The 25,495-nt window shown below is 64.5% G+C and carries 25 protein-coding genes, 1 tRNA gene and 1 rRNA gene; 15 read left to right on the top strand and 12 right to left on the bottom strand.

Annotated features, from left to right (window positions below; all coding sequences use genetic code 11):
* Window positions 1–15 precede the first annotated feature (15 nt).
* The 6 genes from ACB033_RS21810 to ACB033_RS21785 are packed head-to-tail and all read left to right on the top strand — an operon-like array spanning window position 16 to window position 5,287.
* Window positions 16–1,062, top strand: coding sequence for an ABC transporter substrate-binding protein (locus ACB033_RS21810; protein ID WP_005306158.1), 1,047 nt, complete (start codon window positions 16–18; stop codon window positions 1,060–1,062).
* A 10-nt stretch (window positions 1,063–1,072) separates the two neighbouring features.
* Window positions 1,073–1,906: an alkaline phosphatase family protein gene (locus tag ACB033_RS21805; RefSeq protein ID WP_042070970.1), complete on the top strand. Its 834-nt coding sequence runs from the start codon at window positions 1,073–1,075 to the stop codon at window positions 1,904–1,906.
* On the top strand, window positions 1,906–2,805 hold the full coding sequence (locus tag ACB033_RS21800; protein ID WP_005306164.1) for an ABC transporter permease subunit: 900 nt from the start codon (window positions 1,906–1,908) through the stop codon (window positions 2,803–2,805). Before ACB033_RS21805 ends, ACB033_RS21800 begins: the two co-directional genes overlap by 1 nt.
* On the top strand, window positions 2,798–3,574 hold the full coding sequence (locus ACB033_RS21795; RefSeq protein ID WP_010635871.1) for an ABC transporter permease: 777 nt from the start codon (window positions 2,798–2,800) through the stop codon (window positions 3,572–3,574). Before ACB033_RS21800 ends, ACB033_RS21795 begins: the two co-directional genes overlap by 8 nt.
* 6 nt (window positions 3,575–3,580) lie before the next feature.
* The gene (locus ACB033_RS21790; protein WP_336290148.1) at window positions 3,581–4,588 is read left to right on the top strand and encodes an ABC transporter ATP-binding protein; all 1,008 of its coding nucleotides are present in this window, start codon (window positions 3,581–3,583) and stop codon (window positions 4,586–4,588) included.
* 39 nt (window positions 4,589–4,627) lie between these two features.
* The gene (locus ACB033_RS21785; protein WP_017785516.1) at window positions 4,628–5,287 is read left to right on the top strand and encodes an HAD family phosphatase; all 660 of its coding nucleotides are present in this window, start codon (window positions 4,628–4,630) and stop codon (window positions 5,285–5,287) included.
* Window positions 5,288–5,302: 15 nt separating this feature from the next.
* On the opposite strand, the gene ACB033_RS21780 is transcribed toward ACB033_RS21785, so the two are convergent.
* Window positions 5,303–6,913, bottom strand: coding sequence for a diguanylate cyclase (locus ACB033_RS21780; RefSeq protein ID WP_336290149.1), 1,611 nt, complete (start codon window positions 6,911–6,913; stop codon window positions 5,303–5,305).
* A gap of 109 nt (window positions 6,914–7,022) precedes the next feature.
* On the opposite strand from ACB033_RS21780, the gene ACB033_RS21775 reads away from it, so the two are divergent.
* The gene (locus ACB033_RS21775) at window positions 7,023–7,463 is read left to right on the top strand and encodes a DUF2214 family protein (protein WP_005306181.1); all 441 of its coding nucleotides are present in this window, start codon (window positions 7,023–7,025) and stop codon (window positions 7,461–7,463) included.
* A 148-nt stretch (window positions 7,464–7,611) separates the two neighbouring features.
* Complete coding sequence (locus tag ACB033_RS21770) at window positions 7,612–8,511, top strand: DMT family transporter (protein ID WP_206221140.1); 900 nt, start codon at window positions 7,612–7,614, stop codon at window positions 8,509–8,511.
* A 71-nt stretch (window positions 8,512–8,582) separates the two neighbouring features.
* On the opposite strand, the gene ACB033_RS21765 is transcribed toward ACB033_RS21770, so the two are convergent.
* From ACB033_RS21765 to ACB033_RS21755, 3 genes are all read right to left on the bottom strand, one after another.
* Entirely contained in the window at window positions 8,583–9,440 is an 858-nt protein-coding gene (locus tag ACB033_RS21765) for a GyrI-like domain-containing protein (protein WP_010635866.1), read from the bottom strand.
* The gene (locus tag ACB033_RS21760; RefSeq protein WP_005306188.1) at window positions 9,437–9,922 is read right to left on the bottom strand and encodes a GNAT family N-acetyltransferase; all 486 of its coding nucleotides are present in this window, start codon (window positions 9,920–9,922) and stop codon (window positions 9,437–9,439) included. The genes ACB033_RS21765 and ACB033_RS21760 overlap by 4 nt, the downstream gene beginning before the upstream one ends.
* A gap of 446 nt (window positions 9,923–10,368) precedes the next feature.
* Complete coding sequence (locus ACB033_RS21755) at window positions 10,369–10,695, bottom strand: YnjH family protein (protein WP_095591585.1); 327 nt, start codon at window positions 10,693–10,695, stop codon at window positions 10,369–10,371.
* A gap of 214 nt (window positions 10,696–10,909) precedes the next feature.
* On the opposite strand from ACB033_RS21755, the gene ACB033_RS21750 reads away from it, so the two are divergent.
* The gene (locus ACB033_RS21750) at window positions 10,910–12,139 is read left to right on the top strand and encodes a hypothetical protein (RefSeq protein WP_336290150.1); all 1,230 of its coding nucleotides are present in this window, start codon (window positions 10,910–10,912) and stop codon (window positions 12,137–12,139) included.
* Between the two features lie 145 nt (window positions 12,140–12,284).
* Entirely contained in the window at window positions 12,285–13,058 is a 774-nt protein-coding gene (locus ACB033_RS21745; protein ID WP_258119195.1) for an ABC transporter substrate-binding protein, read from the top strand.
* A 54-nt stretch (window positions 13,059–13,112) separates the two neighbouring features.
* On the opposite strand, the gene ACB033_RS21740 is transcribed toward ACB033_RS21745, so the two are convergent.
* Window positions 13,113–13,493, bottom strand: a complete 381-nt coding sequence (locus tag ACB033_RS21740; protein ID WP_021469736.1) for a hypothetical protein — start codon at window positions 13,491–13,493, stop codon at window positions 13,113–13,115.
* Between the two features lie 196 nt (window positions 13,494–13,689).
* On the opposite strand from ACB033_RS21740, the gene ACB033_RS21735 reads away from it, so the two are divergent.
* The 4 genes from ACB033_RS21735 (at window position 13,690) to dhaR (ending at window position 19,218) form a co-directional block, all read left to right on the top strand.
* Window positions 13,690–15,069 (top strand): phosphatase PAP2 family protein, encoded by a 1,380-nt coding sequence (locus ACB033_RS21735; protein WP_371140749.1) that lies wholly within the window; start codon window positions 13,690–13,692, stop codon window positions 15,067–15,069.
* Window positions 15,066–16,163 carry an AI-2E family transporter YdiK gene (gene ydiK, locus ACB033_RS21730; RefSeq protein ID WP_017785510.1) on the top strand — a complete coding sequence of 366 codons (1,098 nt, stop codon included), beginning with the start codon at window positions 15,066–15,068 and terminating at the stop codon, window positions 16,161–16,163. Before ACB033_RS21735 ends, ydiK begins: the two co-directional genes overlap by 4 nt.
* Before the next feature lie 197 nt (window positions 16,164–16,360).
* Window positions 16,361–17,065 (top strand): SDR family oxidoreductase, encoded by a 705-nt coding sequence (locus ACB033_RS21725; protein WP_139726218.1) that lies wholly within the window; start codon window positions 16,361–16,363, stop codon window positions 17,063–17,065.
* Window positions 17,066–17,307: 242 nt separating this feature from the next.
* Window positions 17,308–19,218, top strand: a complete 1,911-nt coding sequence (gene dhaR, locus ACB033_RS21720) for a dihydroxyacetone kinase operon transcriptional regulator DhaR (RefSeq protein WP_371140748.1) — start codon at window positions 17,308–17,310, stop codon at window positions 19,216–19,218.
* 89 nt (window positions 19,219–19,307) lie between these two features.
* Here the strand turns inward: dhaR and ACB033_RS21715 are convergent, their stop codons facing one another.
* The 5 genes from ACB033_RS21715 to ACB033_RS21695 form a co-directional block, all read right to left on the bottom strand.
* Window positions 19,308–20,390, bottom strand: a complete 1,083-nt coding sequence (locus ACB033_RS21715; protein ID WP_279462514.1) for a glycerol dehydrogenase — start codon at window positions 20,388–20,390, stop codon at window positions 19,308–19,310.
* A 152-nt stretch (window positions 20,391–20,542) separates the two neighbouring features.
* Window positions 20,543–21,259 (bottom strand): dihydroxyacetone kinase phosphoryl donor subunit DhaM, encoded by a 717-nt coding sequence (gene dhaM, locus ACB033_RS21710; protein WP_208201385.1) that lies wholly within the window; start codon window positions 21,257–21,259, stop codon window positions 20,543–20,545.
* 2 nt (window positions 21,260–21,261) lie between these two features.
* Complete coding sequence (gene dhaL, locus ACB033_RS21705) at window positions 21,262–21,891, bottom strand: dihydroxyacetone kinase subunit DhaL (protein ID WP_005306235.1); 630 nt, start codon at window positions 21,889–21,891, stop codon at window positions 21,262–21,264.
* A gap of 9 nt (window positions 21,892–21,900) precedes the next feature.
* Window positions 21,901–22,971 carry a dihydroxyacetone kinase subunit DhaK gene (gene dhaK / locus ACB033_RS21700; RefSeq protein WP_371140747.1) on the bottom strand — a complete coding sequence of 357 codons (1,071 nt, stop codon included), beginning with the start codon at window positions 22,969–22,971 and terminating at the stop codon, window positions 21,901–21,903.
* A gap of 240 nt (window positions 22,972–23,211) precedes the next feature.
* Window positions 23,212–24,570 (bottom strand): NCS2 family permease, encoded by a 1,359-nt coding sequence (locus tag ACB033_RS21695; RefSeq protein ID WP_162519967.1) that lies wholly within the window; start codon window positions 24,568–24,570, stop codon window positions 23,212–23,214.
* Window positions 24,571–24,796: 226 nt separating this feature from the next.
* Here ACB033_RS21695 and ACB033_RS21690 point away from each other — a divergent pair, with 226 nt between their 5' ends.
* Window positions 24,797–25,129 carry a cupin domain-containing protein gene (locus ACB033_RS21690; protein WP_005306245.1) on the top strand — a complete coding sequence of 111 codons (333 nt, stop codon included), beginning with the start codon at window positions 24,797–24,799 and terminating at the stop codon, window positions 25,127–25,129.
* 92 nt (window positions 25,130–25,221) lie between these two features.
* Here ACB033_RS21690 and ACB033_RS21685 read toward each other — a convergent pair.
* Window positions 25,222–25,298: transfer RNA gene (locus ACB033_RS21685), tRNA-Asp, on the bottom strand.
* A gap of 98 nt (window positions 25,299–25,396) precedes the next feature.
* Window positions 25,397–25,495, bottom strand: a 5S ribosomal RNA gene (rrf, locus tag ACB033_RS21680); the annotation flags it as partial.

Genomic DNA, 25,495 nt, shown 5'->3' with positions numbered 1-25,495 from the left:
CAGAGGGATGGAATGATGAAAAGCGTGATCGCAAGTGCACTGGCCCTGGTGGCCATCAGTCAGCCACTGTTTGCAGCCGAGAACATCGCGGATCTCGAAAAGGCCGCCCGCGGTGAAGGCCAGCTCAGCAGCGTCGGCATGCCGGACAGCTGGGCCAACTGGAAGGATACCTGGCAGCAGCTCGGCAGCATCTACGGCATCAAGCATCAGGACACCGACATGAGCTCGGCCCAGGAGATCGCCAAGTTCGCCGCCGAGAAGGGCAACGCCACCGCCGACATCGGCGACGTGGGCGGCGCCTTCGGCCCGGTGGCGGTCAAGCAGGGAGTCACCCAGCCCTACAAGCCCTCCACCTGGGCCGACATTCCGAACTGGGCCAAGGATGCGGACGGTCACTGGATGCTGGCCTATACCGGCACCATCGCCTTCCTGATCAACAAGGATCTGGTCAAGGCGGCCCCCACCAGCTGGCAATCCCTGCTGGGCGGCGACTACAAGGTGACCCTGGGTGACGTGGGTGTCGCCTCCCAGGCCAACAACGGCGTGCTGGCGGCGGCCTATGCCACCGGCGGCAGCGAGAAGAACCTCAAGCCTGCGCTGGAGCTGTTCGGCAAGCTGGCCCAGCAGGGCCGTCTGTCGCTGAACGACCCCACCATCGCCAACATCGAGAAGGGCGAAGTGGAAGTGGGGGTGCTGTGGGACTTCAACGCGCTCAACTACCGCGACCAGATCGACCCCAAGAAGTTTGATGTGGTGATCCCGAGCGACGGTTCCGTCATCGCCGGCTACACCACCATCATCAACAAGTGGGCCAAAAACCCCAACGCCGCCAAGCTGGCGCGGGAATACATCCTCTCCGACGCCGGCCAGATCAACCTGGCGCGCGGCTACGCCCGCCCCATCCGCAGCAACGTGACCCTGCCGGATGACGTCAAGGCCAAGCTGCTGCCGGCCGAGCAGTACGCCAATGCCAAGCCGGTCCAGGATCACGCCGCCTGGGAGCAGAGCTCCAAGGCCCTGCCGCGCCAGTGGCAGGAAACCGTCATGATCAACATGCAGTAAGGAGCGGCCAGTGCAACACAAGGTGATAGTGGTACTTGTGGATGGCCTCTCTGCCGAGGTAGCCCATTGCATGGGCTACCTCGCGGGCATGGTGGAGGCGGGACAGGGGTTGCAGGCCACCCTGAGCTGCGCCCTGCCCTCCCTCTCCCGGCCCCTCTACGAGTGCATCCTGACCGGAGCGACGCCGGTGGAGAGCGGCATCACCCACAACGGGGTGAGCCGTCTGAGCCGGCAGGAGTCCATCTTCCATCTGGCCCGCGCGGGCGGCAAACGCACCGCGGCCGCGGCCTATCACTGGGTGAGCGAGCTCTACAACCAGAGCCCCTGGCAAGCGGCGCGGGATCGCTTCACCCATGACGAGCGACTGCCCATCCAGCACGGCTGTTTCTACTGGGATGACGGCTACCCCGACAGCCATCTGCTGATGGATGGCGAGTGGCTGCGCAGCCAGTACGACCCCGATTTTCTCTTGATCCACCCGATGGGGGTGGATGACGCGGGCCACCAGTTCGGCCTCGACTCCCGTCAGTACCGCAATCAGGCGCGCCGGATGGACAGCCTGCTGGCCGACCTGCTGCCCCAGTGGCTGGCGGAGGGATATCAGGTGGTGATCACCTCGGATCACGGTATGAACAACGACTTGAGCCACGGCGGCACCCTGACCGAAGAGCGCCGGGTACCGCTCTGGCTGTTTGGCGATGCGTTCGTGGCCCAGTGGCCGGCCGGTCCCGCCATGCAGCAGACCCAGCTCTGCGCCCTGATGGCCGACCTGCTGGGAGTTTCCCACGACAAGCCGGGCTGCCCGCCGCTGCTCAAGGCCGGCAACCTGCCGGAGGTACACTGATGATGCCTGCCACCACCGAGATCCTCGCGGATCAACCGACCGTCACCCGGCGCCGGCTGCGCCGCCACTGGCTGCCCGCGCTGGTGCTGCTGCCGTTCGTTCTCCTGATGATCCTGTTCCAGCTCGCCCCCATGGTGTGGGTGCTGGTGGGCAGCTTTCAGACCCCGGACGGCTGGGGCCTCGACTACTACCGGGAGATTTTGAGCTCCCCCTTTTATCTGCAATCGTTCGGCAACTCCTTGCGCATCGCCGGCATCGCCAGTCTGGCGGGGCTCGCCATCGGCACGCTGGGGGCGGCGGCGCTGCGCCACAGCGGTGAGCGGGTGAAACGGCTGCTGCTGGCCTTTGTCACCATGACCGGCAACTTCAGCGGGGTGCCGCTGGCGTTCGCCTTCATCATCATTCTCGGCATCAATGGCGCCGTGACCCTGCTGCTGAAATCCTGGGGCCTCATCGACGGCTTCAACCTCTACTCCGGCAGCGGTCTCATCCTCATCTACACCTACTTCCAGATCCCGCTCGCCCTGCTGCTGCTCTATCCGGCGTTCGACGCGCTGCAGGATGAGTGGCCGCAGGCCGCCGCCCTGCTGGGGGCGAGCAAGAGCCAATATGTGTGGCACGTGGCGCTACCGGTGCTGACTCCCGCCCTGCTCGGCACCCTGATCATCCTGTTTGCCAACGCGGTGGGGGCCTATGCCTCTGCCTATGCCCTCACCACCGGCAACTTCAACCTGGTGACCATCCGGGTGGCCAGCCTGGTCTCCGGCGACATCTTCCTCGAGCCCAATATGGCGGCGGCGCTGGCGGTGATCCTGATGGTGCTGCTGGGGGTGGTGACGGCCGCCAACCAGTGGCTGCTGAAAAAGAGCTACGTGAACAAGGGGCAATCCCATGCATGATTTGAAACCTGGCTGGCCGCGCTGGGTGCTGGGGGCCCTGGTGGCCACCCTGCTGTTGCCGCTGCTGGCTACCTTTCTCTACTCCATCTCCACCCGCTGGGGGGCCACCCTGCTGCCAGACGGCTTCACCCTCGACTGGTATCTCAAACTCTGGGGCGATCCGCGCTTTCTGGCAGCGTTTGGCCGAAGCCTGCTGGTCTGCTTCGCCACCCTGCTGCTCGGCACGCTAGTGCTGGTGCCCACCGTGCTGGTGGTGGCCTACTACTTCCCAAAGCTGGATCCCTGGATGAACCTGTTGATCCTGCTCCCCTTCGCGGTGCCGCCCGTGGTCTCCTCGGTAGGGCTGCTGCAGATCTACGCCGACGGCGTTCTGCCCATTATCGGCACGCCGTGGATCCTGATCGGCACCTGGTTCACCGTGGTACTCCCCTTCATGTACCGGGCGCTGGCCAACAGCCTGCAGGGGGTACCGCTGAAAGATCTGATGGATGCCGCCCACCTGCTGGGGGCGAGCAGCCGGCGCGCCTTCCTGCTGGTGGTGATCCCCTGCCTGCGCAAGGGGCTGCTGGCGGCGCTGTTTCTGTCGCTCTCCTTCCTGCTCGGCGAGTTCGTGTTCGCCAACATGCTGGTGGGCACCCGTTACGAGACCCTGCAGGTCTACCTCTACAACATGCGTTCGACCTCGGGCCACTTCACCAGCGCGCTGGTGATGAGCTACTTCCTGCTGACCCTGCTGCTCACCTGGGCGGCGAACAGATTTCATAGGTGAATCAAGATGTTCCATCTAGAAGTGAATCAACTGCACAAATCCTACGGCGACACCAGAGTGTTCGAGGGGATCGAATTCGGCATCCGCAAGGGGGAGCTGGTGACCCTGCTCGGTCCCTCCGGCTGCGGCAAGTCCACCCTGCTGCGGGCGCTGGCCGGGCTCACCCCGGTGGATGGCGGTCAGGTGCGGGTGGCCGGTGAGGAGATCACCTGGCAGGAACCCCAGAAGCGGGGCATCGGCATGGTATTCCAGAGCTATGCCCTGTTCCCCAACATGACGGTGCGGGACAACGTCGCCTTCGGCCTCAAGATGAAGCCCCAGCCGGGACGGGATCTGGCCGCCAGCGTGCAGGAGGCGCTGGCGCTGGTGGAGCTGACCGGCTTCGAGCGCCGCTATCCGGCCGAGCTTTCCGGTGGCCAGCGCCAGCGGGTGGCCCTGGCCCGGGCCCTGGTGGTGCAACCGCGGATCCTGCTGCTGGACGAGCCGCTCTCGGCGCTGGATGCCCGCATCCGCCGCAGCCTGCGCCAGCAGATCCGCGAGATCCAGCAGCGCCTCGAGCTCACCACCATCTTCGTCACCCACGATCAGGAGGAGGCGCTCACCATGTCGGACCGGATCTTCCTGATGAACAAGGGATCCATCGTCCAGAGCGGCACGCCGGAGGAGATCTACACCCGCCCCGCCGACGCCTTCGTGGCAGGCTTTATCGGCAACTACAACCTGCTCGATGGCGAGCAGGCCAAGGCCCTGTTCGGCCAGCACTGCAGTGGCAAGCTGGCGCTGCGACCGGAGTCCCTCTCCCTGCTGCCGGCCGGCGCCCGCAGCGACGAGCCGCACCTGCCGGGGGTTATCAGCGGGCAGCAGCTGCTCGGCAACGTGATCCGCTATCAGGTGAGCTGCGCGGCGGGCCTGCTGACGGTGGACTGCCTCAACCGCTCGGCCCGGGATCTGCTGCCGGTGGGCAGTGCCGTGACCCTGGCGGTGGCCCGGGATCAACTCTGTGAGGTAGCATGACGCCCCATTACATTTCCATTTTCACTGCGAGGAGCACCCATGGCACTGGCACTGTTTGATCTGGACGAGACCCTGATTGCGGGGGATTCCGCCAGCCTCTGGCTGGAGTACATGGTGACCGAGGAGCTGGCGCCAGCCGGCATGATTGCCGAGGAGCAGGCCATGATGTCCCTCTACCATCAGGGCAAGATGGACATGCACCAGTACATGGCCTTCACCCTGCAGCCGCTGGCAGGCAAGTCGCGCCAGTGGCTCGACCCGCTCTGTGCCCGCTTTGCCGAGCAGGTGCTGCGCGAGCGCATCTACCCTGAGGGGGTGGAGCGCATCGAATGGCACCGCAAGCGGGGCGACGAGCTGGTGCTCATCTCCGCCTCCGGCGAGCATCTGGTGGCTCCCATGGCGCAGATGCTGGGGATGGATCACTGCGTGGCCATCCTGCTGGATGAAGAGGCCGGCATGCTGACCGGCCAAACCCGCGGCACCCTCAGTTTTCGCGAGGGCAAGGTGGCCCGCATCAACCAGCTGTTTGCCGCAAGCGCCGACCCCTGGCGGGAGAGCCACGGCTACAGCGACTCCCACAACGACCTGCCGCTGCTGCAGGCGGTGACCCACCCCCACGCGGTCAACCCCGCTCCGGGGCTGCGCCAGATCGCCACCGAGCAGGCCTGGCCCACCCTCGACTGGCAGCTGGCCTCCTGAATGAAGAAGAGGCCCTCAGGCCTCTTCGTTGCTCAGCAGTGCATCGTCGGCAGGGGGCGTCTCCTCCTGCCCCTTCGCCTCTGCTCGGCCCAGATGGATGCAGTTCTTGCCGTCGCGTTTGGCGCGATACACCTCGGCATCGACCGCCGCCAGCAGCGCCTTGCCATCCATCCCCGCCCGGCTGGCCACCAGCCCGCCACTCAAGGTGATCCTGAGCCCCGGCTCGCGCCAGTCCAGTGACTCCACCCCCTTGCGGAACTGCTCCAGCAGCATCTGGCAGAAGTGGATGTCCGGGTTGACCAGCAACACCACCAGCTCTTCGCCACCGTAACGGCAGACCCAGCCGTGATCCCCCAGCAGGGCCCGGCCGAGCTGGCTCACCCGCTTGAGCACCACATCCCCGGTCTGATGGCCGAAGGTGTCGTTGACCCGCTTGAAGTCGTCCAGATCCACCATGGCCAGGCAGAACGGCTGCTGATCCTGCAGCAGTCGGTTGAAACGTTCATCGAAGAAGCGGCGATTGTAGAGACCGGTCAGCTTGTCGAGGTTGGCCTGCTGGCGCGCCTCGTGATAATCCTTGCTCACCTCGGCCAGCTCGGCATAGACGTGCCTGAGCTCGCGCATCCCCCCCTGGGGTACCCCGTCAGGCTCCATCCGGCTGGCCCGGATCATGCTCGAGATCTCGTCGAGCATGCGGCGAAAATAGCGGGACCAGATCAGTGCCAGCATCAGGTAGAGCACACAGGCCAGTGCCACCATCAGCAACACGTTGAGGGAGACCCTGTCCACCACCGCCATCACGCTGGCCGCCGGCTGCACGCTGATCAGCACCCAGTTGCGCTCCTGCAGCCTGCTGTAGGCCACGAACTGGCGGGAGTCCTTGTCCAGGAAGATGCCGTCCTCCTGAGTGAAGCGAGCGAGCCATTCTGGGTGGGTCATGGGCTTGAGCAGCTGGGCCGCGTCAGGATGGGCCAGCACCTTGCCGGACTGGTTGACGATCATCTGGTAGCCCTCATCCAGATGACGATTCAGCTGGGCGGAGAAGGGAGCCAGGATGGCATCAACCGCAAGGACCCCGCGCACCTTGCCCTCCCTGTCGGTCAGGGCCCGCGCCAGGGCGATCACCAGGTTACCGTTGGTGTAGTCGTAATAGGGTTCAGTCCAGACCATCTTGCCCACGTGCTGGCTGGCCAGCTGATACCAGGGACGTACCCTGGGATCGAAGTTGGCATCCGCCTGCCAATCGGGGTAGATCAGCATCTGGCGCTCGGCGGTGCCGACATAGATGTAAACCAGATCGGCCATGATCCCCTTGTAGAGCTGCCACTCCTTCAGATAGGTCTCGGTGTTGAGCAGGCGGGGGCCGCTGATGTCCTCAACCTTGACCCTGTCGTAGATGAGGGTGAACTGGCGCTCCATCTCGTGCAGATAGGGCTCGATGAAGACGTGACGAAGCTGGTGGTTGGTGGCGAGCAGGCGTTGCTGCAGCTCGCTTTGCAGACTCCGCTCCATGTGCAGGTAGTAGATACCACCCAGCATCAGCACCGGAATGAACAGCAAAAGCAGGCCCAGACGCATCCTGGTTACCAGGGACCAGGTTTTTTTGGCGACCGCTCGTTTAACCAATCCTGACTCCTGCTATTGCCAGACCACGCGTAGTGTCAGAATATCAGCAGCGCGAGATGGCGTCCAAAAGGAAGCTGTTTATCTGCTCAATTAGAGGTAATCGACACGGATGCTGAACCCGGACCTGTTGATGGCGCTGCACTACTGCGCCGTGATCACCCTGACCGGGGCGATCACCTCCGAATATTTCCTGTTCCGCCGCGGCATGTCCATCGAGCAGGTGCGCAAACTGCTGCTGGCCGACGGCCTGGCGGCGCTGGCCCTGTTGCTCATCTTCATCACCGGGGTGCTGCAGGTGCTCGCCCACCCCGACGAACCGGCCGTGCTGCTTGCCAATCCGGGCTACCGCACCAAGCTGCTGCTGTTCTTCGTGATGGCCATCAGCTTTGGCTACCCCAGCCGCCTCTTCTATCGCTGGCGCCGCTCCCTGCGTCAGGGACGCGCCCCCATGGTCTCCATTCAACAGCAGTTCTGGGTGATCTGGATCCTGCGCGGCAACCTCTTGCTGCTCGCCCTCATTCCCCTGCTGGCCAGAATCGCCAACGGCTAAGTCCCCCGGCCTGCGGCAGTGCAGCGGGATAACCACTCACGCCGCCAACCTCACCGACAGCGCAAGACAAATCCCCCCGCTCACGGTTATCTTGGAGACTGGAGCTTTGCGGCACGGCCCTGCCCGTCCGTCTTTCAGGGATGAATCTATGCGTTCGAACATGATGTTATTGATGGCCGCCGCCATCTGGGGGCTGGGCTTCGTCGCCCAGCGGCTCGGGATGGACCACATGGGGCCTTACACCTTCAACGGCCTGCGCTTTCTGCTGGGGGCCCTCTCCCTGCTGCCGCTCTTGTGGTGGCTCAAATCCCGCCAGCCGGGCGGGCAGGCCGGAGATCGCCGCCTGCTGCTGACCGGCGGCCTCATCGCCGGTACCGTGCTGTTCAGCGCCGCATCGCTACAACAGGTGGGGCTGCTCTACACCACGGCCGCCAAGGCGGGCTTCATCACCGGCCTCTACATCATACTGGTGCCCGTCATCGGCCTGGCCCTGCGCCACAAGACGGGGGCCAACACCTGGGTTGGCGCCCTCATCGCCATGGCGGGACTCTACTACCTCAGCGTCACCGAGGATTTCACCATCGGCTACGGCGACCTGCTGCAGGTGGTGGGGGCCCTGTTCTGGGCGGTGCACCTGCTGGTGCTGGATCACTACTCGAGCCGGGTCGCCCCCATTCGCCTCGCCGGGGTGCAGTTCGTGGTCTGTGGCCTGCTTAGTCTGGCCACCGCCTTCTTCATCGAGACCCCCTCGGTGGCCGGTGCCGTCGCCGGCTGGCAGGCGCTGCTCTACGCCGGCCTGGTGTCGGTGGGGGTGGGTTACACCTTGCAGGTGGTCGGCCAACGCGGCGCCCACCCGGCCCATGCCGCCATCATCCTCAGCCTGGAGACGGTGTTTGCCGCCATCGGCGGCGTCCTGCTGCTGGGGGAAACCCTGGACGAGCGCGCCTTCGTCGGCTGCGCCCTGATGCTGGCAGGCATGCTGATCTCCCAGATCCGCCTGCGCTGGTGGTGGAAATCCCGGCGGAACAAGGTGCCCAGCCAGCCATGATGAGGTAACGGTCAGCCTTCATCCCAAATAAAACGAGGCGCCCACAGGCGCCGCGTTTTATTGCCGCACGTCTAGCGCACGCTGGAGCAGAAGCTCACGTCATCGCGCAGGGGATCGTTGCTCACGCTGTGGTAGAGCTCGAAGCAGGGACCGCTGCCGAACTCCAGCCCGGCCGCCACTATGTCGCCCACATGCTCCTGCCAGCGCGGCCCGTACTGGCTGCGATCGGTGATGAGGTAGCGGGACTGGGCATAACGGCCGGCCGGAATGAGCTGGGTCTCCACCTCCCCCTCGCCCCGGGTCTGGGGCGGCACAGTGATGCCGATATCGGTGCGGCACTGGGCTGGCGGCGTCACCTCCGGGTTGTCGTGGTAGATGAAGATCCACTCCCCGCCCTCCAGCCCGCGGGCGGCGGCCCACTGGTACAGGCGGCCGCAGACGGCGTCATAGCCTTCGCCATAGGGACCGGTGACCCGCACATAGGCCAGGGTACGGGCATCCATCTCGACGGTTTTCATGGTGTTGCTCCTTGCTGATGAGTGGCCTTCAGCATAAGGGGACAGACCATCCCATGCGTGTCCATCCTTGCTCTCCAGGTGTCCATTCTTGCCCTTGTCGCGGCGAAACTCCCCCGGGGTACAGCCATAGTAGCGACGAAACGCCTTGGCGAACGCCTGGGAGCTGCCGAGCCCCGCCCCCAGCGCGATGGCGGTGACGCTGGCATCTGTGTAGCAGAGCTGCCAGGCGGCACGCTGCATGCGCAGGCGCCGGCACATCTCGCCCGGGGCTTCCCCCGCCACGGCGGTGAACACCCGGTGAAAATGGTAGAGGGAGAGACAGGCCCGCTCCGCCAGCGCCTCGATGGAGAGATCCGGATCCTGCTCCAGCGCCCGCAGCACCGGGATGAGCCGGCGGCGGTAGTCGATCATGGCCGGATCCTCGCCATATAGAGTGCGTCCACATACTCACCCTGGCGAAAGGCGAAACCACGGGCCAGCCCCTCCTCGATGAAGCCGAACTTGCGATAGAGCGCCAGCGCCGCTGCATTGTCGGCATAGACGGTCAGCTCGATGCGGCGCAGGTTGAGCCAGTTGTCGGCCATCTCCAGCGCGGCCCCCAACAGGGCAGAGCCCACTCCCTTGCCCGCCCAGTCATCCCGCACCCCCATGCCGATACAGGCCACGTGTTTGCGCCTCGGGTTGGGCTCGATATGGAGTGAAATATTCCCCACCAGCAGACCGTCGACCTCAGCCACCAGCGCCACCACGCTGCCGCTCTCCAGTCGCTTCTGCCAGACCCCCAGGGTCGGATAGGGCAGTTGCAGGGTGCCCGCCTGGGCATTGGGCATGGCATAGAGATCCCGCAAGGCGGGGGCATCGGCCGGTTCGGCGTGACGAATGGTGATCTGCATCTGAGGCTCCTTCTCGAAAACTTCATCATGCAGTATCAGAAGGGTCCGGTCATCCCCCTGCCACGGTTATTTGCGCAGACGATCCGGCAACTATCGTCATGGGTCAGCGCCGCGAGCCGGACCAAGTGAACGGCCCCGTCCGCTGGCTGCACCGGGCGGCGGACAAACAAAACGGGGGCCCAAGGGCCCCCGCATCATCACGGCGCATGATGAATAAAAAACGGAGCCAGAGGCTCCGTGTTTCACTGCAGTATCAATCTCGAACGGAACGCGCTTCGCGCTCTGCACGTTCCCGTACCAACAGGCGTTTGTACCACCAGCTGTTGCGACGACGTTGAGTGTTGGAAGAGCGACGAGCCATTTCTGAAGTCCCAGTCAAGAGAGGAAAAGAGCCGCATTATGCGATAGAGGTCACGTCCATGTCTTTAGCTGGATCAAGAAAAGCCTCACTGGCCCACGGTGATGGTGCCGCTCTGCGTCGCCTTGCCAGCCGCATCCGACGCCCTTTGTGGCTCGCGCCAGACCAGAGGCCCGTTGCTCTCCTGTTCGTTTTGCGCAGCGCACTCCAGCCAGTCATCACCCTGCCGGATCCGGGCCCCTGCCGAATACTTCTGATCCTGATACCAGCAGACCCGCTCCGGCAGCGATCCCAGCGGCAACACCAGCTCGCCGCCCACTTCCGTCCGCTTCGGTTCTGCCGCCACGCCGATACCGGTCGCACCGCCCAGCAGTGCCAGCAGCAGCCAGCCGCCTGCCCTCTTGCCTGAATTCATGATGTCACTCCTCGCTTGATGAAGAATGGAAGCGACCGGCAGCCGCACAAACTTGATTAATAAGCGGTGCCCTCTCTGGCATTCCCAAGCCAATATGGTAGCCTGCCAGCGCCTGCCCGCCCGTCTCAGAACCGGGCCAGGAGAACCCGTTGAATTTGTCGGCCCCAGACAAATATAACCTTATTAATCAAATCGTTATTTGGATATTATCCCAATGCGTATCATGCCGTTGCTCCAGGCGGCCTGCCTGAGCCTGATGTTGTCCGCCTGCGTTGCCCCCCTGCTGATGATGAGCCCCACCAGCCAGCTGATGTGGGCCCTGCTCAAACCCCTGGTCGGCTTCGATCCCAACCAGGCCAACCTGTTTGAACAGCCCCTGATCAAGGACCGGATGACCGCCATCCTCGGCCCCAACTACGACAGCACCATGCAGCTGCTCAAGACCGCCAACGAGCTGCAGCAGGAGGGGCCGCTGTTCTACGTGGTCTCCCGCTATGCCCCCATGCCCGAGGTGGCCAAGCAGGCAGGCATGGTCTGGAACTCGCAGACCAACCAGATGTCCGTGATGCTGCTCAAGGGCGACGGCACGCCCCAGGTCTTTGGCGAAAACCTGGCGGCCAGCGCTCCGAGCTGGCCCAGCGAGATGCAGAACTGGCAGGCGCAGGGCAATCCGGCAGCCAGTGCGCTCTCCGGTGCCACCAACAACCTGAGCGGCGCCGCCACCGGTGGCTCGCTCTTCGGCAGCGTGCTGGGTTCCCTGCAGCAGGGCGCCAGCAAGACCATGGCTGACACCACCCAGCAGGTCGTGAACGGCGCCGCCACCTCGGCCCAGCAACAAGCAGGCAAGGCAGCCAGCAGTGCCACTGCTACCGTACAACAGCAGACCACCAAGGCCGTGACCGAGCCTGCCAAGCAGGCGGTCAGCAACGCCACGACCACCGTGCAGCAACAGGCCGCCAAGGCCGTGACCGAACCTGCCAAACAGGCGGTCAGCAGCGCCACGACCACCGTGCAGCAACAAGCTGCCAAGACAGTGACCGAACCCGCCAAGCAGGCGGTCAGCAACGCCGCTGCCACCGTGCAGCAGCAGGCCACCAAGACGGTGACCGAACCCGCCAAGCAGGCGGTCAGCAACGCCACGGCCACCGTGCAACAGCAGGCCGCCAAGGCCGTGACCGAGCCTGCCAAACAGGCGGTCAGCAACGCCACGGCCACCGCGCAGCAGCAGGCCGCCAAGACGGTGGCAGAGCCTGCCAAGCAGGCAGTCAGCAGTGCCGCTTCCACCGTGCAGCAGCAGGCCACCAAGGCCGTGACCGAACCGGCCAAGCAGGCGGTCAGCAGCGCGGATGCCACCACCGCCGGCAAGGCGGTCGCCGATGCGGCTGCCAAGGCCGAAGCCGCGCGCGCCGCCGCCGAAGCCGAGATGGAAGCCCTGCTCAAGTAACCCCTCTCCAGGCCATCGCAAGATGGCCTGGCTGTTTTCCCCTCCCGCACTCCCCTCCAACCCGCTCCCTGGCAGCGGAAATCATGAACTTCTCGGCATAACTCCCTAAACTGGATGAAGACGACTTTTCGCAAGGAGTGCTGCCATGTCGCGTCTGCTCGGTCTGTTTGTCTGCTGCTGTCTGGGGGCCGCCCTGCCCGCCTCGGCGTTCACCTATTACTCCGAGCAGAACATGCCGCTCAACGGCCAGGATGCAGCGGGCAACAGCACCGGCCTGGCGGTGGAGCTGCTGAGATTGATGTGGCAAGAGATGGGGGAACCGGAGCAACCCATCCACTTCATGCCCTGGGCCAAGGCCTGGTACCTGCTGACCCAGCAGCCGGATGCCGTGCTGTTCACCACGGCCCACACCCGGGCGCGGGATCCCCACTTCCTCTGGGTCTGCCCCATCAGCCACTCGCGGGTCTCGCTGGTCGGCCGCAAGCGGGATGCCCCCAAGGTGACCGGCAAGGACGATTTGACCAAACTGCAGATAGGGGTGATGCAGGCGGACGTGGGGGAGCAGCTGCTGCTCAACCGGGGCATCAGCCCTGCCAACCTGATGTCGGTGGAACGCATGGATCAGGTGGTGCGCCAGCTCATCATGGCCCGCACCGATCTGGTGGCCGGCAACGAGGCCATGCTGTTTCATCAGGCCAGGCAGCTGGGCTTTGCCCCCGAAACCTTCGTCACCGTCGCCACCCTGGCGGATCAGGACAACTGCTTCGCCTTCAACCCAGCGGCGGACAAACAGCAGGTCGCCCGCCTGCAGCAGGCGCTCGACAAGGTCAGACAGGGGGAAGCCTTCAAGCAGCTCATCGCCCGCTACCAGGATGTGGTGCAGCCACCTCCGGCCGATCACCTGCCGCGAATAGAGTAAGTACCAGATGCAAACAGGCCACCCGAAGGTGGCCTGTTTCATGGTGCGAGCCGTTCACTGGAAGTGATGGTCGTGCTCGGACTTCTTGCTCTGGGCGCCCTCGCTGTGCTCGATGGCGGTGCGGATGAGGTCCACCCCGGCCCGGATGATCAGCACCCCCATGTTGACCAGCTTGACGCAGACCCACATGAAGGTGATGAGCAGGATCAGCTTAAGCACTGTCTGGAACGCCTCCAGGAAGTTCTGCTCCAGCTGGCCGGTCAGGCCGCTGGCACTGGTCATCAGCCAAGTGTACACCTCGCGCACGAAGGGGATGCGACTCGGCATCTCCAGCACGTCCAGCGCGGCAGGCAGGGCCTGGAAGATGACGATGCTGCCGAACAGGATCAGGATGACACCGATGGCGATGCCCAGAAAAAAACCAAACTGTTTCATGGAAGGTCCCAAGGTTTGCTGCATGGAAATAACATAGCTGCCAATACTAGGGACTGCCTTACCCCACGGCAATCCTTGCGCGCCGGGTCGCCAGCTTGCCACGCCGGCCCGGCCCCGGCGTCCGGCCACAAACCATTGCCCAACTATCTGATTTCTGTGACGCTTGTGCCCATCACCCCCTATCGGTCAGGCCTTCATGTTGCGCCACTGTTTTTTGCTGCTCTGCCTCCTGCTGTCGTCACCGCCCCTCCTTGCCGCCCCGACGGCGGCCGTCTGCGTGGTCAAGCACCAGCAGCAGCTGTTGCTGGTGCAGGACAGAGTCTCCTCCCGCTACAGCCTGACCGGTGGCTACATAGATGAAGGAGAGACGCCGCAGCAGGCGGCGCTGCGGGAGCTGTATGAAGAGACCGGTCTGCGGGGCCGGGTCATCGCCGAGCTGGGGCCATGGCAGCGCGCCCTGTTGTTTGCCTGTGAGACTCTGGAGCCCATCCGCGCACAGGCCGGCTCTGGCTTCGTCTCCCTGCTGCAGGCCCCCAATCTGGGCGGCGAGATCCTCAACGCCAGGCTGATCGCGCCGGCCCGGTTGTCGGATGATCAGCGCCGCTTCCCGGCCCAGCTAGACTGGCTGGCCCCCCAACTGGCCGCCATGCCCGACAGCCCAGTGCTCTGGCTGCCCGATTTTCGTGGCGAGGGCAATGCACTGCACCAAATGGAAGTCCCGCTGATCCACCAGCTGCAGACCTGGCTCGGTGCCCAGGTGCGCTGGCTCCAGGTCAGCAACCTGTTCGGTTCAGCCGCCTTTCAGCTTGCCCTGCTACCCTTGCTGCTGCCCTGGCTGGGCTGGCCCCGGGTGCGCCAGCTGCTGCTGGCCATGCTGACCCTCACCCTGCTGGTGCAGCTGGCCAAGGAGGGGATTGGCTGGCCCAGACCCTTCCACCTCGACCCCGCCCTAGCACAGGGCAGCGCCCAGGGCTTCGGCATGCCGAGCGGCCACGCCGCCTCTGCGCTGCTGTTCTGGGGCGTGTTGCTCAGAGGGTGCTGGCCCGCCAGCCCCTGGCGCAGTGCCACCCTGGCCCTGCTGCTGGCCACCCTGACCGGACTGGCCCGGGTCTGGCTCGGGGTGCACTTCCTGTCGGACGTGGCGGCCGGTTTGCTGCTTGGCGCCTTGCTGCTGGCCCTGTATCCCCGCCTCGCCGGCCTGGCAGCCAGTCGCCGGGGCTGGGCCGGGCTCACCCTCGCCTGCGCGCTGGCCGCCGGGTGGAGCCAATCTTCGGCGCTGGCGGGCCTGGCCACCTTCAGCCTGGGGCTGACCCTCGGCATGATGTTGCCGCTGCCGCGCACGGCCCCGGCCGGCTGGCGTCTCCCCTTGCTGGCCCTGCTCGGTGGCCTGCCGCTGGGGGCATTGTGGTGGGCGCTGCCGCTCTGGCTGACCAGCTCCTGGCTCATTCTGCTCGGCCAGTGGCTGCTTTATTGTTGCCTGGGGCTCTGGTTGAGCGCCGGTCTCTGGTGGATACTCTCTCTCGTGAATAATGACCCGCTACCCAAGGGCCCAGGCCCTGACAAGGGATTGCTATGAATATGAAAAAAGTGGATTTAGCCAAGATAACCCTGGGAGTGCTGTTTATCAGCCTCCTCATCGTCTCCTGCTTCATGGTGCTGCGCCCCTTCCTGCCCGCGCTGGTGTGGGCCACCATGATCACCATCGCCACCTGGCCGCTGATGTTGATGGTGCAGCGCCTGCTGTGGGGCAAGCGCGCCCTGGCGGCCCTTTTCATGACCCTGGTACTGCTGCTGATGTTCGTCATTCCGCTCTTTATGGCACTGGCCAACGTGGCAGAGAAGGCGCCCATGCTGATCGAGCTGGGCACCACCATCAGCCACTCCCCGCCCCCCGAGCTGCTCTGGCTGCAGCAGGTGCCGCTGGTGGGCGGCAAGCTTTACGACTTCTGGCAGCAGATCCTGGCGAGCGGTGGTCAGGTGCTGTTTGCCAAGCTGGCCCCCTACTTCGGCCAGACTGCCCGCTGGCTCGCCTCCCAGGCGGGTAACCTGGGGCTGCTGTTCGTCCACTTCCTGCTGACCGTCGGTATCTGCGGCCTGCTCTACCACTCCGGTGAGGTGGTGGCGACCGGCATTCGCCGTTTCGCCCACCGGCTGGCTGGCGAGCGCGGCGACAACGCCACCGTGCTCGCTTCACAGGCGATCCGCGCCGTAGCCATGGGGGTCGTGGTGACCGCCCTGGTGCAATCCTCGGTGGCCGGTATCGGTCTGCTGATTGCCGGCATCCCCTACACCATGATCCTGGTGGTGGTGATGTTCCTGCTGATCGTCGCCCAGATTGGCCCCTTCCCGGTGCTGCTGGCCTGCGTCGGCTACCTCTACTGGAGCGGCGACACCACCTGGGGCACCTTCCTGCTGGTCTGGTCGCTGCTGGCGGGCACCATGGACAACTTCCTGCGTCCCTTCCTGATCAAGCGCGGCGCCGACCTGCCGCTGATCCTCATTCTGGTGGGGGTTATCGGCGGCTTGCTGGCGATGGGGATCATCGGCCTCTTTATCGGCCCGGTGGTGCTGGCAGTGGGCTACACCCTGCTGGATGCCTGGATCAAGGAGGGTGACCACCCTACCGGTGACAAGGTAGACGCCCTACCTCATGACAAGGCACTGTCATAAGGTCAAACGCCGCCCGAGAGGGCGGCGTTGTTGTTTTACAGACAAGAGCCAAAGAGCAAGGCCTTGTGCCGGCACAGAACCAAAGTTCGAACGTTTTCAGCCAAATCCGAACCAAGGTTCGAGCCAACCCCTTTCTCCCCCTGTTCCCTCTCGCTGCCGCCCACCACAATGGCGCCACCATTCAGGAGGAACAACAGATGAACGAACTGAGAGCAACCCGCGCCCTGATCAGCGGCGGCGCAAGCGGAATTGGGCTGGCCATCGCCGAGGCGCTGGCTCGGGAAGGGGTGGAGCTGGTGCTGGCCTCCCGTCGCCACGCCCTGCTGGAGCAAGAGGCTACCCGCCTCTCGACGCAATACGGGGTAAGAGTCCTGCCTCTGGTGCTGGATGTCTGCGATGCTCCCCAGGTTCGAGCCCAGCATGCCCGGGCCAGCGCACTGCTCGGCCCCATCGATCTGCTGGTCAACAACAGCGGGGTCGGCAGCGATTATCTGGTGCAGGATCTGCCGGAATCGGAGTGGGACAGAGTGATGGACACCTGCGCCAAGGGCTGCTTCCTGCTGACCCAGGCTTGCCTGCCGGACATGCTGTCTCGACGCCACGGCACCATCATCAACATCGCCTCCCAGGCCGCCAAAAACGGCTATGCGAGGGCCAGCGTCTACTGCGCCGCCAAATTTGCCGTCTTGGGGTTTGCCAAGGCGCTGCGGGAAGAAGTCCAGCATCAGGGCATTCGGGTTCACACCCTCTGTCCCGGCCTGGTCCAGGTGCCGCCACCGGCCTGTGCTGATGAGCGCAAACCCGGTTGGTTGCAGGTCGGGGATCTGGCCGAGGCCGTGCTCTACACCCTGCGTCAACCCGCCCATGTGCAGTTGGACGAGATCGGCATGACAGGGATTTGAGGACTGCTGAGAGGAAAACAGGGGCGCCAAAGCGCCCCCGTCAGTTCATGGCAAGGGAGTATAGGCCGGCTGGTGCAGGGTGATGCAGTGAATGCCACCGCCACCGGCGGCGACCTTGTCGCCAAATTCGGGGGCGAATCCGATCGGAGGGATGACGGGGTTGCCATCCCTCTGAGGCAGGTCACTGAATCGGGTCGGCAAGGGTGGTTAAATGGGCGTTCGTCTCTTTGCCGGATCTTGTCGTGACCATCCTGTCCGCCTCCATGCCGCCAGCCCGGGACTGGCCTGACTATCTGCAGGCCTCCTGGCTGCGCTGCGCCCACCAGACCAGCGCCACCCTCTGGCATCCGCCCCACAGCGCCAAGGGGCAGACCTTGCAGAGCCTGCGCCAGCGCAAGCGCGACCTGCTCACCACCGGCGAAATGGCGCTCGAGGATCTCTACGAATTCATGGAGGGGCGCCCCTGCGCCCTGCTGCTCACCGACGAGAGTGGCTGCCTGCTGGCCCAGACCGGTCACCCCGACACCCTGCGCGAACTGGCGGCGCTGGGGTTTGGCCCCGGCGCCTTCTTCAGCGAGGGGCGCATCGGCACCAATGCCATCAATCTGGCGGCGCTGGAGGGGATGCCGCTCTGCGTCAGCGGCCCTCAGCACTTCAACCAGACCCTGCACCCCTGGCACTGCTGCGCCAGCCCGGTCTACAACAGCAACGGCCGTCAGGTCGCCATCATGGCGCTGACCTGCAAGGTGGAGGAGGCGAGCGCCGGCGATCTGGCGCTCACCGTCAGCGCGGGACGCGAGCTGGCCCACCTGCTGCAGATGGAGACCCTGATGCAGGAGTCCCAGCACCACCTGAGCGAGCTCTACGCCCTGCTGGACGGCGTGGATGACGGCGTGCTGGCCTGGGATCCGCAGGGCCGGTTGCGCTACCTCAACGCGCTGGCGGCCAATCGGCTGCGGCTCGACCCGGATCTCTGCCTCGGCCAGCCGCTGGAGCAGCACCTGCTGCTGCCCCAGCGGTTGCAGCTCGCCATCAAGGGGCAGACTCCACTCAGCCATGTGGAGGTGACACTGGAGAAGCTCGGCGCGCAGGAGGGGGAGTTCATCAATGCGCTGGTGAGCCTCAAGCCGCTACCCGGGCCGGACGGGGTCAGTTTTATCGCCCTGCTGCACCCGATCGATCGGCTGCGGGCCATCAGTCAGCTGCGCCAGACGGTACCCGAGCTGTCGGCGCTGGTGGGCGAATCGAGCGCCATGCGCAAGCTGCTGCGTTACGCCCGGCAGGCAGCCCAAAGCCAGGGCCCCATCCTGCTGCGCGGCGAGGAGGAGGTGGGCAAGGCCCAGCTGGCGGAGGCGATCCACTTCGGCAGCGAGCGGGCCGCCGGGCCGCTCATCACCCTCAACTGCCAGGCGCTGCCGAGCGAGCGGATGGCGCTGGAGCTGATGGGCTCTGACGAAGCGGGACAGGAGCGGGCCGGCAAGTTCGAACTGGCCCACGGCGGCACGCTAGTGCTGGAGCAGGTGGAGTGCCTCTCTGCCCCCATGCAGGCGGCGCTGCTGCAACTGCTCAAGACCGGTCGCCTCCAGCGCTTCGACTCGGCCCGTATCCTGCCGCTCAAGGTGCGGATCATCGCCACCAGCAGCGCCCCGCTGGAGCAGAAGGTGCAGGAGGGGCACTTCGGCCGCCAGCTGCTCTATGCCCTGCAGGCGTGCGAGCTGTGGCTGCCAGGCCTGCGCGAGCGCAGCGCCGATCTGCCCGGCCTCATCAGCCAGCAGCTGGCTGCGCAGGGGCGCGAGCTGGGGCGCCAGTTCAGCCCGGCAGCTCTCGACTGCCTGCTCGCCTACCCCTGGCCCGGCAATCTGGGGGAGCTGCGCAGCGCCATCGAGCATGCCCTGCTTCACGCCGGTCAGGGGCCAATCCCGCCGGAGGCGCTGCCAGCCGCCATTCGGCACGGCTATCAGCGGGTAGAGGACGAGGTGGTGGGGCAGCCGCTGCTCACCCTGGCCGAGCTGGAACGCCAGGCCATTTTGCGCTGCGCCCACGCCTGCAAGGGGCAGGTGAGCCAGATGGCCCTGCATCTTGGCATCAGCCGCACCACCCTCTGGCGGCGGCTCAAACTGCTCGAGATCGATCCCGCCGACTACCACGGCTGACGCCGGCCTGAACCATTGCATACCGGTTCGCAGAAAATGAAAAAGGCCCCGCAGATGCGGGGCCTTTTCTATGGCAAGCTGGCTGGTCGTTACAGCCCCAGCTGGTGAGCAGTGACGATGGCCGCCAGCACATCCTCGGCGGTGACCTTGAACGGCATGTTGTGGATGGTCTCCCCTTCCGCGGTAGAGGCCTTGGCCACCTCCATCAGGCGCGCCATGTCCAGCTCCTTGACCCCCATCATATGCAGGTTGGTCGGCAGGCCGATAGAGCGGCAGAAACCCAGCACTGTCTCGATCTCCGCCATCGGCGCGTTCTCCAGCACCAGCTGCACCAGAGTACCGAACGCCACTTTCTCACCGTGATAGAGGTGATGACACTCGGCCAGCTGGGTCAGGCCGTTGTGAACCGCGTGGGCGGCGGCCAGACCGCTGCTCTCGAAGCCGATACCACTCAGATAGGTGTTGGCCTCGATGATGTTCTCCACCGCCTTGGTGCAGAGCCCCTGCTCCACCGCCAGCTTGGCCTTGTAGCCATCGGCCAGCAAGGTCTGGTAGCAGAGCTCGGCGATGGCCTGCGCCGCCAGGGTGGAGGCACCACCGGCCATGGTCTGGCAACCGGACACCTTGTTGGCACGCGCCTCGAAGTAGGTGGAGAGCGCATCCCCCATGCCGGAGACCAAGAGCCGCACCGGGGCGCGGGCGACCACGCCGGTATCCATGATGACCATGTTGGGGTTGGTCGGGATCATCAGGTATTCGCTGAACTGCCCTTCCGGGGTGTAGATGACCGCCAGCGCGCTGGTGGGGGCATCGGTGGAGGCGATGGTCGGCACTATGACCACCGGCACCTGCTGGTAGAAGGCGACCGACTTGGCGGTATCCAGCGTCTTGCCGCCACCGATGCCGATGATGACATCAAACGGCGTCTGCTTGCAGCGGGCCAGCAGGCGGTCGATCTCGGGGCGGGAGCACTCGCCGTTGAAGCAGTCGAACTCGGGCTTGATACCGGCGCCGTGGAAGCTGGTGGCCACGGTATCGCCAACCAGCTTGGTGACGAAGGCGTCGGCCAGAATAAGGGGCTTGCTGCCGAGCGCTTTGACGTAGTTGCCGATATTGGCGAGGGCCCCGTTGCCTTGTACGTATTTGCTGGGGCTGATGATGATGCGGTCCATATTTTATCCCTCTCTCTTTATTTCGTAAGACTTCTTTTGAAACTAAAGGAGGCGAAGGGGCGGCAGTGCCGGGGACTCCTTCGTCTTTTACTTGCATGACCGTGGCGCTGCGCAGGCTCAGCGAGCGGGTGCAGCGCCTTGAAACAGTGGCGTCAGTCGCCGAAGCGCTCCGCTGCCAGTTGCTGGAAGCAGGCCAAGGCGGCCTCGGCATCCTCCCCGCGCGCCAGCAGGGTGAGCCGGTCCCCCTGGCGCACATCGAGCATGGTGAGCCGGGTCAGGCTGCGGGGATTGGCCTCTTTCTCCCCTTTCTGCAGCTTGAGTTCGGCGGCAAAGGGCTTGAGGGCGGCCACCAGGCGGGCGGCGGGGCGTACGTGCAGGCCGTGGGGATTGTCTACCACCACCTCGCAGCGCAGCCAGCCGTCGTCAGGGGCAGGAGCGGCTTCAACGGTCTGCGGCTCCGCCTTGCCCGGCAGCATCGCCTGTTTCGGGCCCAGCGCGCCGAGCGCCTCGGCGGCGACCTCATCCAGCGTCAGGCCAGAACCGGCCGCCACCACGGCAGCCAGAGTGCCCTCGACCAGCGGGGCCGGGCAGAGCCGCACCCGGGCACTCAACTCAGGGGGCAGCAACTCGAGGGCGGTCTCGGCGCTGAGCAAGGCGCTGCCAAGATCCATCAGCACCAGCACGCCGCTGCCGTCATCCGCTTCTTCAATCGCACTCATCACGGCGATGGCGTCGGTGCCGATGGGGTGATCGGGGTCATCGACCCCGGCCGCCAGCAACAGTTTCGCCGGGCTGCCCAGCTGATCGGCCAGCGCTTTCAAGCCGGCCGCCAGCATGGCGCTGTGAGAGACCACTACGATTCCGATCATGTTTACAACCTCGCTCTGTCACGCAGGGCGGTCAGCAGCAGCAGGGTCGAGGTAGCCCCTGCATCCTGATGGCCGATGCTGCGCTCGCCAAGATAGCTGGCGCGCCCCTTGCGGGCCTGCATCTGGATGGTGGCCTCGGTGCCGGCGGCAGCGGCCGCGACCGCCTTGTCCAGCGCCTCGGGCAGCGGCAAGCCTTGTTGCTCCGCCTGCTGCAGGGCGGCCAGGGCCGGCCACCAGGCATCGCACATGGTCTTGTCACCCGGCTCGGCGCGACCGCGCGAGACGATCCCCTCCACCCCGTCGCTCAGCATCTTGCCGAGCTGGCCAAGGGTCAGGCTCTGGCAGGCATCGCTGCTGGCCGCGGCCCGGATGAAGAAGGTGCCGTAGAGTGGGCCGCTGGCGCCGCCGACCGAGGAGAGCAGCGTCATGCCGGTGGTTTTCAGCACCTGGCCGATGTCTTTGTCTGCTACCGCCGGCAGCTTCTCGGCCACCTTGGCAAAACCGCGCTGCATGTTGAGGCCGTGGTCGCCGTCGCCGATGTCGGTATCCAGCGCAGTGAGGTAGTCACGCTGCTCGGTGAAGATGTGCTCGCAGTCGAGCAGCCAGTTGACGATTTGATGCTTGCTTAACATGAATATTCCTCAGCAGCCGCGACGCAAGGCGGGGGTGTGAACGGGGGCATCCCACAGGGTCATCAGCTCGTCATCCACCTTGAGCAAGGTGATGGAGATGCCGGTCATGTCGAGGGAGGTGCAGTAGGGGCCGATCAGATTGCGCACCAGATGGATGCCTGCCTCTTCGCACAGGGCGGCAAGGCGGCCATAGACACCGTAGAGCTCGGAGATCGGGGTGCCGCCGAGGCTGTTGACCAGTGCGATGACCCGGTCGCCCTTGTTGAACGGCTCGATGAAGGTGTGCTCCTCCTGCCAGCTGCCGGAGGCTCTGTCCCAGTGACGCAGGGTGCGGCCATAGGGGGTGTTGTCGACCAGCTCCTTGAACATGTCGTCCACCAGGGCGTTGAGGTCGGTGAAGGGGCGGCGTTCGATGCCCGGCTCGCCGTGGATGCCGACGCCGAACTCCATCTCGTTGTCCGCCAGGGTGAAGGAGGGCTTGCCGGCGGCTGGCACGGTGCAGGCATGCATGGCCACCCCTATGGTGCGGCTCTGGTTGTTGACGCGGCGGGCCAGCGCTTCGCAGCGCGCCAGATCATAGCCCGCCTCGGCAGCGGCACCGACCAGCTTCTCGCACAGCACGGTAGTGGCAACACCACGGCGACCGGCGGTATAGAGGCTGTCCTTCACCGCCACGTCGTCATCGATGAGGGCGAACCCCACCTTGACACCATCACCGTGCAGCAGCTCGACCGCAGTCTCGAAGTTGAGCACGTCGCCGGTGTAGTTCTTCACCAGAAACAGCACGCCAGCGCCGCCATCGACCGCCTGGCCGCACTCGTACATCTGATCCGGCGTAGGCGAGGTGAAGATCTCGCCCGGGCAGGCACCATCCAGCATCCCCTTGCCCACCAGGCCACCGTGCATCGGCTCGTGGCCGCTGCCACCGCCGGAGACCAGCGCCACCTTGCCCATCACGGGAGCATCGGCACGGGTGATGAAGTGGGGCTCGATACGCACCTTGAGCTCGGGGTGGGCGGCGGCCATCCCCATCAGCTGTTCACGGACCACGGCATCGACGGCATTGATCAGTTTCTTCATGGCTCACTCCTTGGCTTGCCACCGCTCGGGTGGGCAAATGGTTGATGGAGCCAGTCTAACGGCAGAAAAGAGGATAAAAATGACGGGAGGTTTGGTTCGGATTTGAAACAACAGAAGAGGGGTTGGCGTTTCAATCTGAAACAGCGCAGAGCAAATAAGAGGAAAACTGTTAGCTGTCTCACAGCCAACAAAAAAGGGCCCTGCAGGGGCCCTTCGCTACAACCGCAATAACCGGACGGGTTAGATGGCCCAGCCACCGGCATAGAAAACGACCAGCGCCACGGCGATGATGACGGTGCCGATGTTGAGCTTCTTCCACTCGGCGGCAAACAGGCGACCGATCACCAGCGCCACGAAGCCCAGCATGATGCCGGTGACTATGTTGCAGGTGAGCACGATGAAGACGGCGCACAGCATGCCGGAGTGCGCATCGACCGAGTCGTTGAAGTCCAGCTTGGTGACGTTGCCCAGCATCAGCAGGCCCACGTACATCAGCGCAGGCGCGGTGGCGTAGGCCGGTACCAGATAGCTCAGCGGGGAGAGGAAGATCATCAGCAGGAACAGCACGCCGACCAGGGTGGCGGTCAGACCCGTCTTGCCACCGGCGGCAGTGCCTGCGGCAGACTCGATGTAGACGGCAGCCGGTGCACCACCGACGGCGCCTGCCACCATGCTGCTGACGGAGTCCGCGGTCAGGGCCTTGCCGCCACTGATGATATGGCCACGTTCGTTGATGAGGCCCGCCTGACCAGCCACGGCACGGATGGTGCCGGTGGCGTCAAATACCGCGGTCATCACCAGTGCTAAGACGGTGGGGATCACCACCGGATTGAGGGCACCCAGCAGATCCATGCTGCCTACCAGAGAGCCCTTCTCGCCAGTCAGGCTCGGCATGGCGAAGAAGCCCTGCCAGGTCACTTTCGGGTCGAAGATGAGGCCGAGGATAGAGATGGCGATGATCACCATCAGGATGCCGCCCGGCACCTTGCGACGCTCCAGCCCGAAGATGGCGGCCAGACCCAGCACCGTCATGATGACCGGGAAGGCGGTGACTTCACCCAGTTGTACCGGCAGACCGGCACCTTCGTTCTTGATCACCATGCCGACGCCGTTGGTGGCGATCAGCAGCAGGAACAGGCCGATACCGATGCCGGTGCCGTGGGCGATGCCGGAGGGGAGGTTGTCCAGGATCCACTGGCGCACACCGGTGACACTGATCAGGGTGAACAGCACCCCCATCAGGAAGATGGCGCCCAGCGCCACCGGAATGCTCAGCCCCTGCCCCAGCACCAGGCTGAAGGCGGTAAAGGCGGTGAGGGAGATGGCGCAACCGATGGCCATCGGCAGCTTGGCCCACAGCCCCATCAGCAGGGAGCCGAAAGCGGCGATCAAACAGGTCGCCACAAACACCGGCCCCTGCTCAAAGCCAGCAGCACCCAACATGTTCGGCACCACTATGATGCTGTAGACCATCGCCAGGAAGGTGGTCAGCCCTGCGACCAGCTCCTGACGCACGCTGCTGCCGCGCGCAGAAATGGAAAAATAAGAGTCCAGAAAGCCGCCATTCCCTGATTGGGCGGCCATATCTTGCTTTGCCATAACTAATCCTGAAAGTGTGAAGGAAATCGTTTGCGTGAATGGCGCGCAAAATAGCAAGAATTTATCCGGATTGCAGCGATTTCCCTGATTTTTTCATCAAAATGACAGGGAACGTTCTCGTTCGGGCACAGATATGACGGGTTCAGGCTGCCCCTCTTCCCCTGCGAGAGTGAACGACCCACCTATACTGCAGGTAACCATTCACGCCGCCAGACGGGAGATACCCATGCACACCCGCAATTTGCTGAACGATATCCCCTCGCCACTCCCTACCGAACTCTTTCAGGATCTGGTCAGTACCAATCACCTGAGGATCGAGCGCATTCTCTCCCACGGCCATCAGACGGCCCCCGGCGAATGGTACGATCAGGACGAACATGAGTGGATCCTGGTGGTGCAGGGCGAAGCCAGCCTGCTGTTCATCGATCCGCAAACCCAACAACAACAGCTGGTCCAGCTGGGGCCGGGCGATCACATCAATATCCCTGCCCGCCAGAAGCACAGGGTCGAGTGGACCCATCCCGACATGACCACTGTCTGGCTCTGCGTGTTTTACTGAGTCGCTTGAGGAAAAAGAGGCAATTCGGGGGAAATGAGGACGGTGTCGGAAACGAAAAAAAGCCCAGTCTTTCGACTGGGCTTCTTAAGTAGTGGCGGAGCGGACGGGACTCGAACCCGCGACCCCCGGCGTGACAGGCCGGTATTCTAACCGACTGAACTACCGCTCCGCATTCGGTTAGCTTTCGCTAAATCTTTTGCTGCTTCTTGATGAGGTGTCATCCTCGCAGCCAGTAACGTGATTTTGCACATCACTGTTTAATTGGGTGCCTGGCAGTGTCCTACTCTCGCATGGCGAATGCCACACTACCATCGGCGCTACAGCGTTTCACTTCTGAGTTCGGCATGGGGTCAGGTGGTTCCACTG

The sequence above is a fragment of the Aeromonas sp. S15(2024) genome (assembly GCF_041402265.1).
Classification (GTDB): Bacteria; Pseudomonadota; Gammaproteobacteria; order Enterobacterales; family Aeromonadaceae; genus Aeromonas; species Aeromonas dhakensis.
The sequence above is the reverse complement of the archived record's forward strand: the minus strand, read 5'-3'. Positions and strand labels throughout refer to the sequence as shown.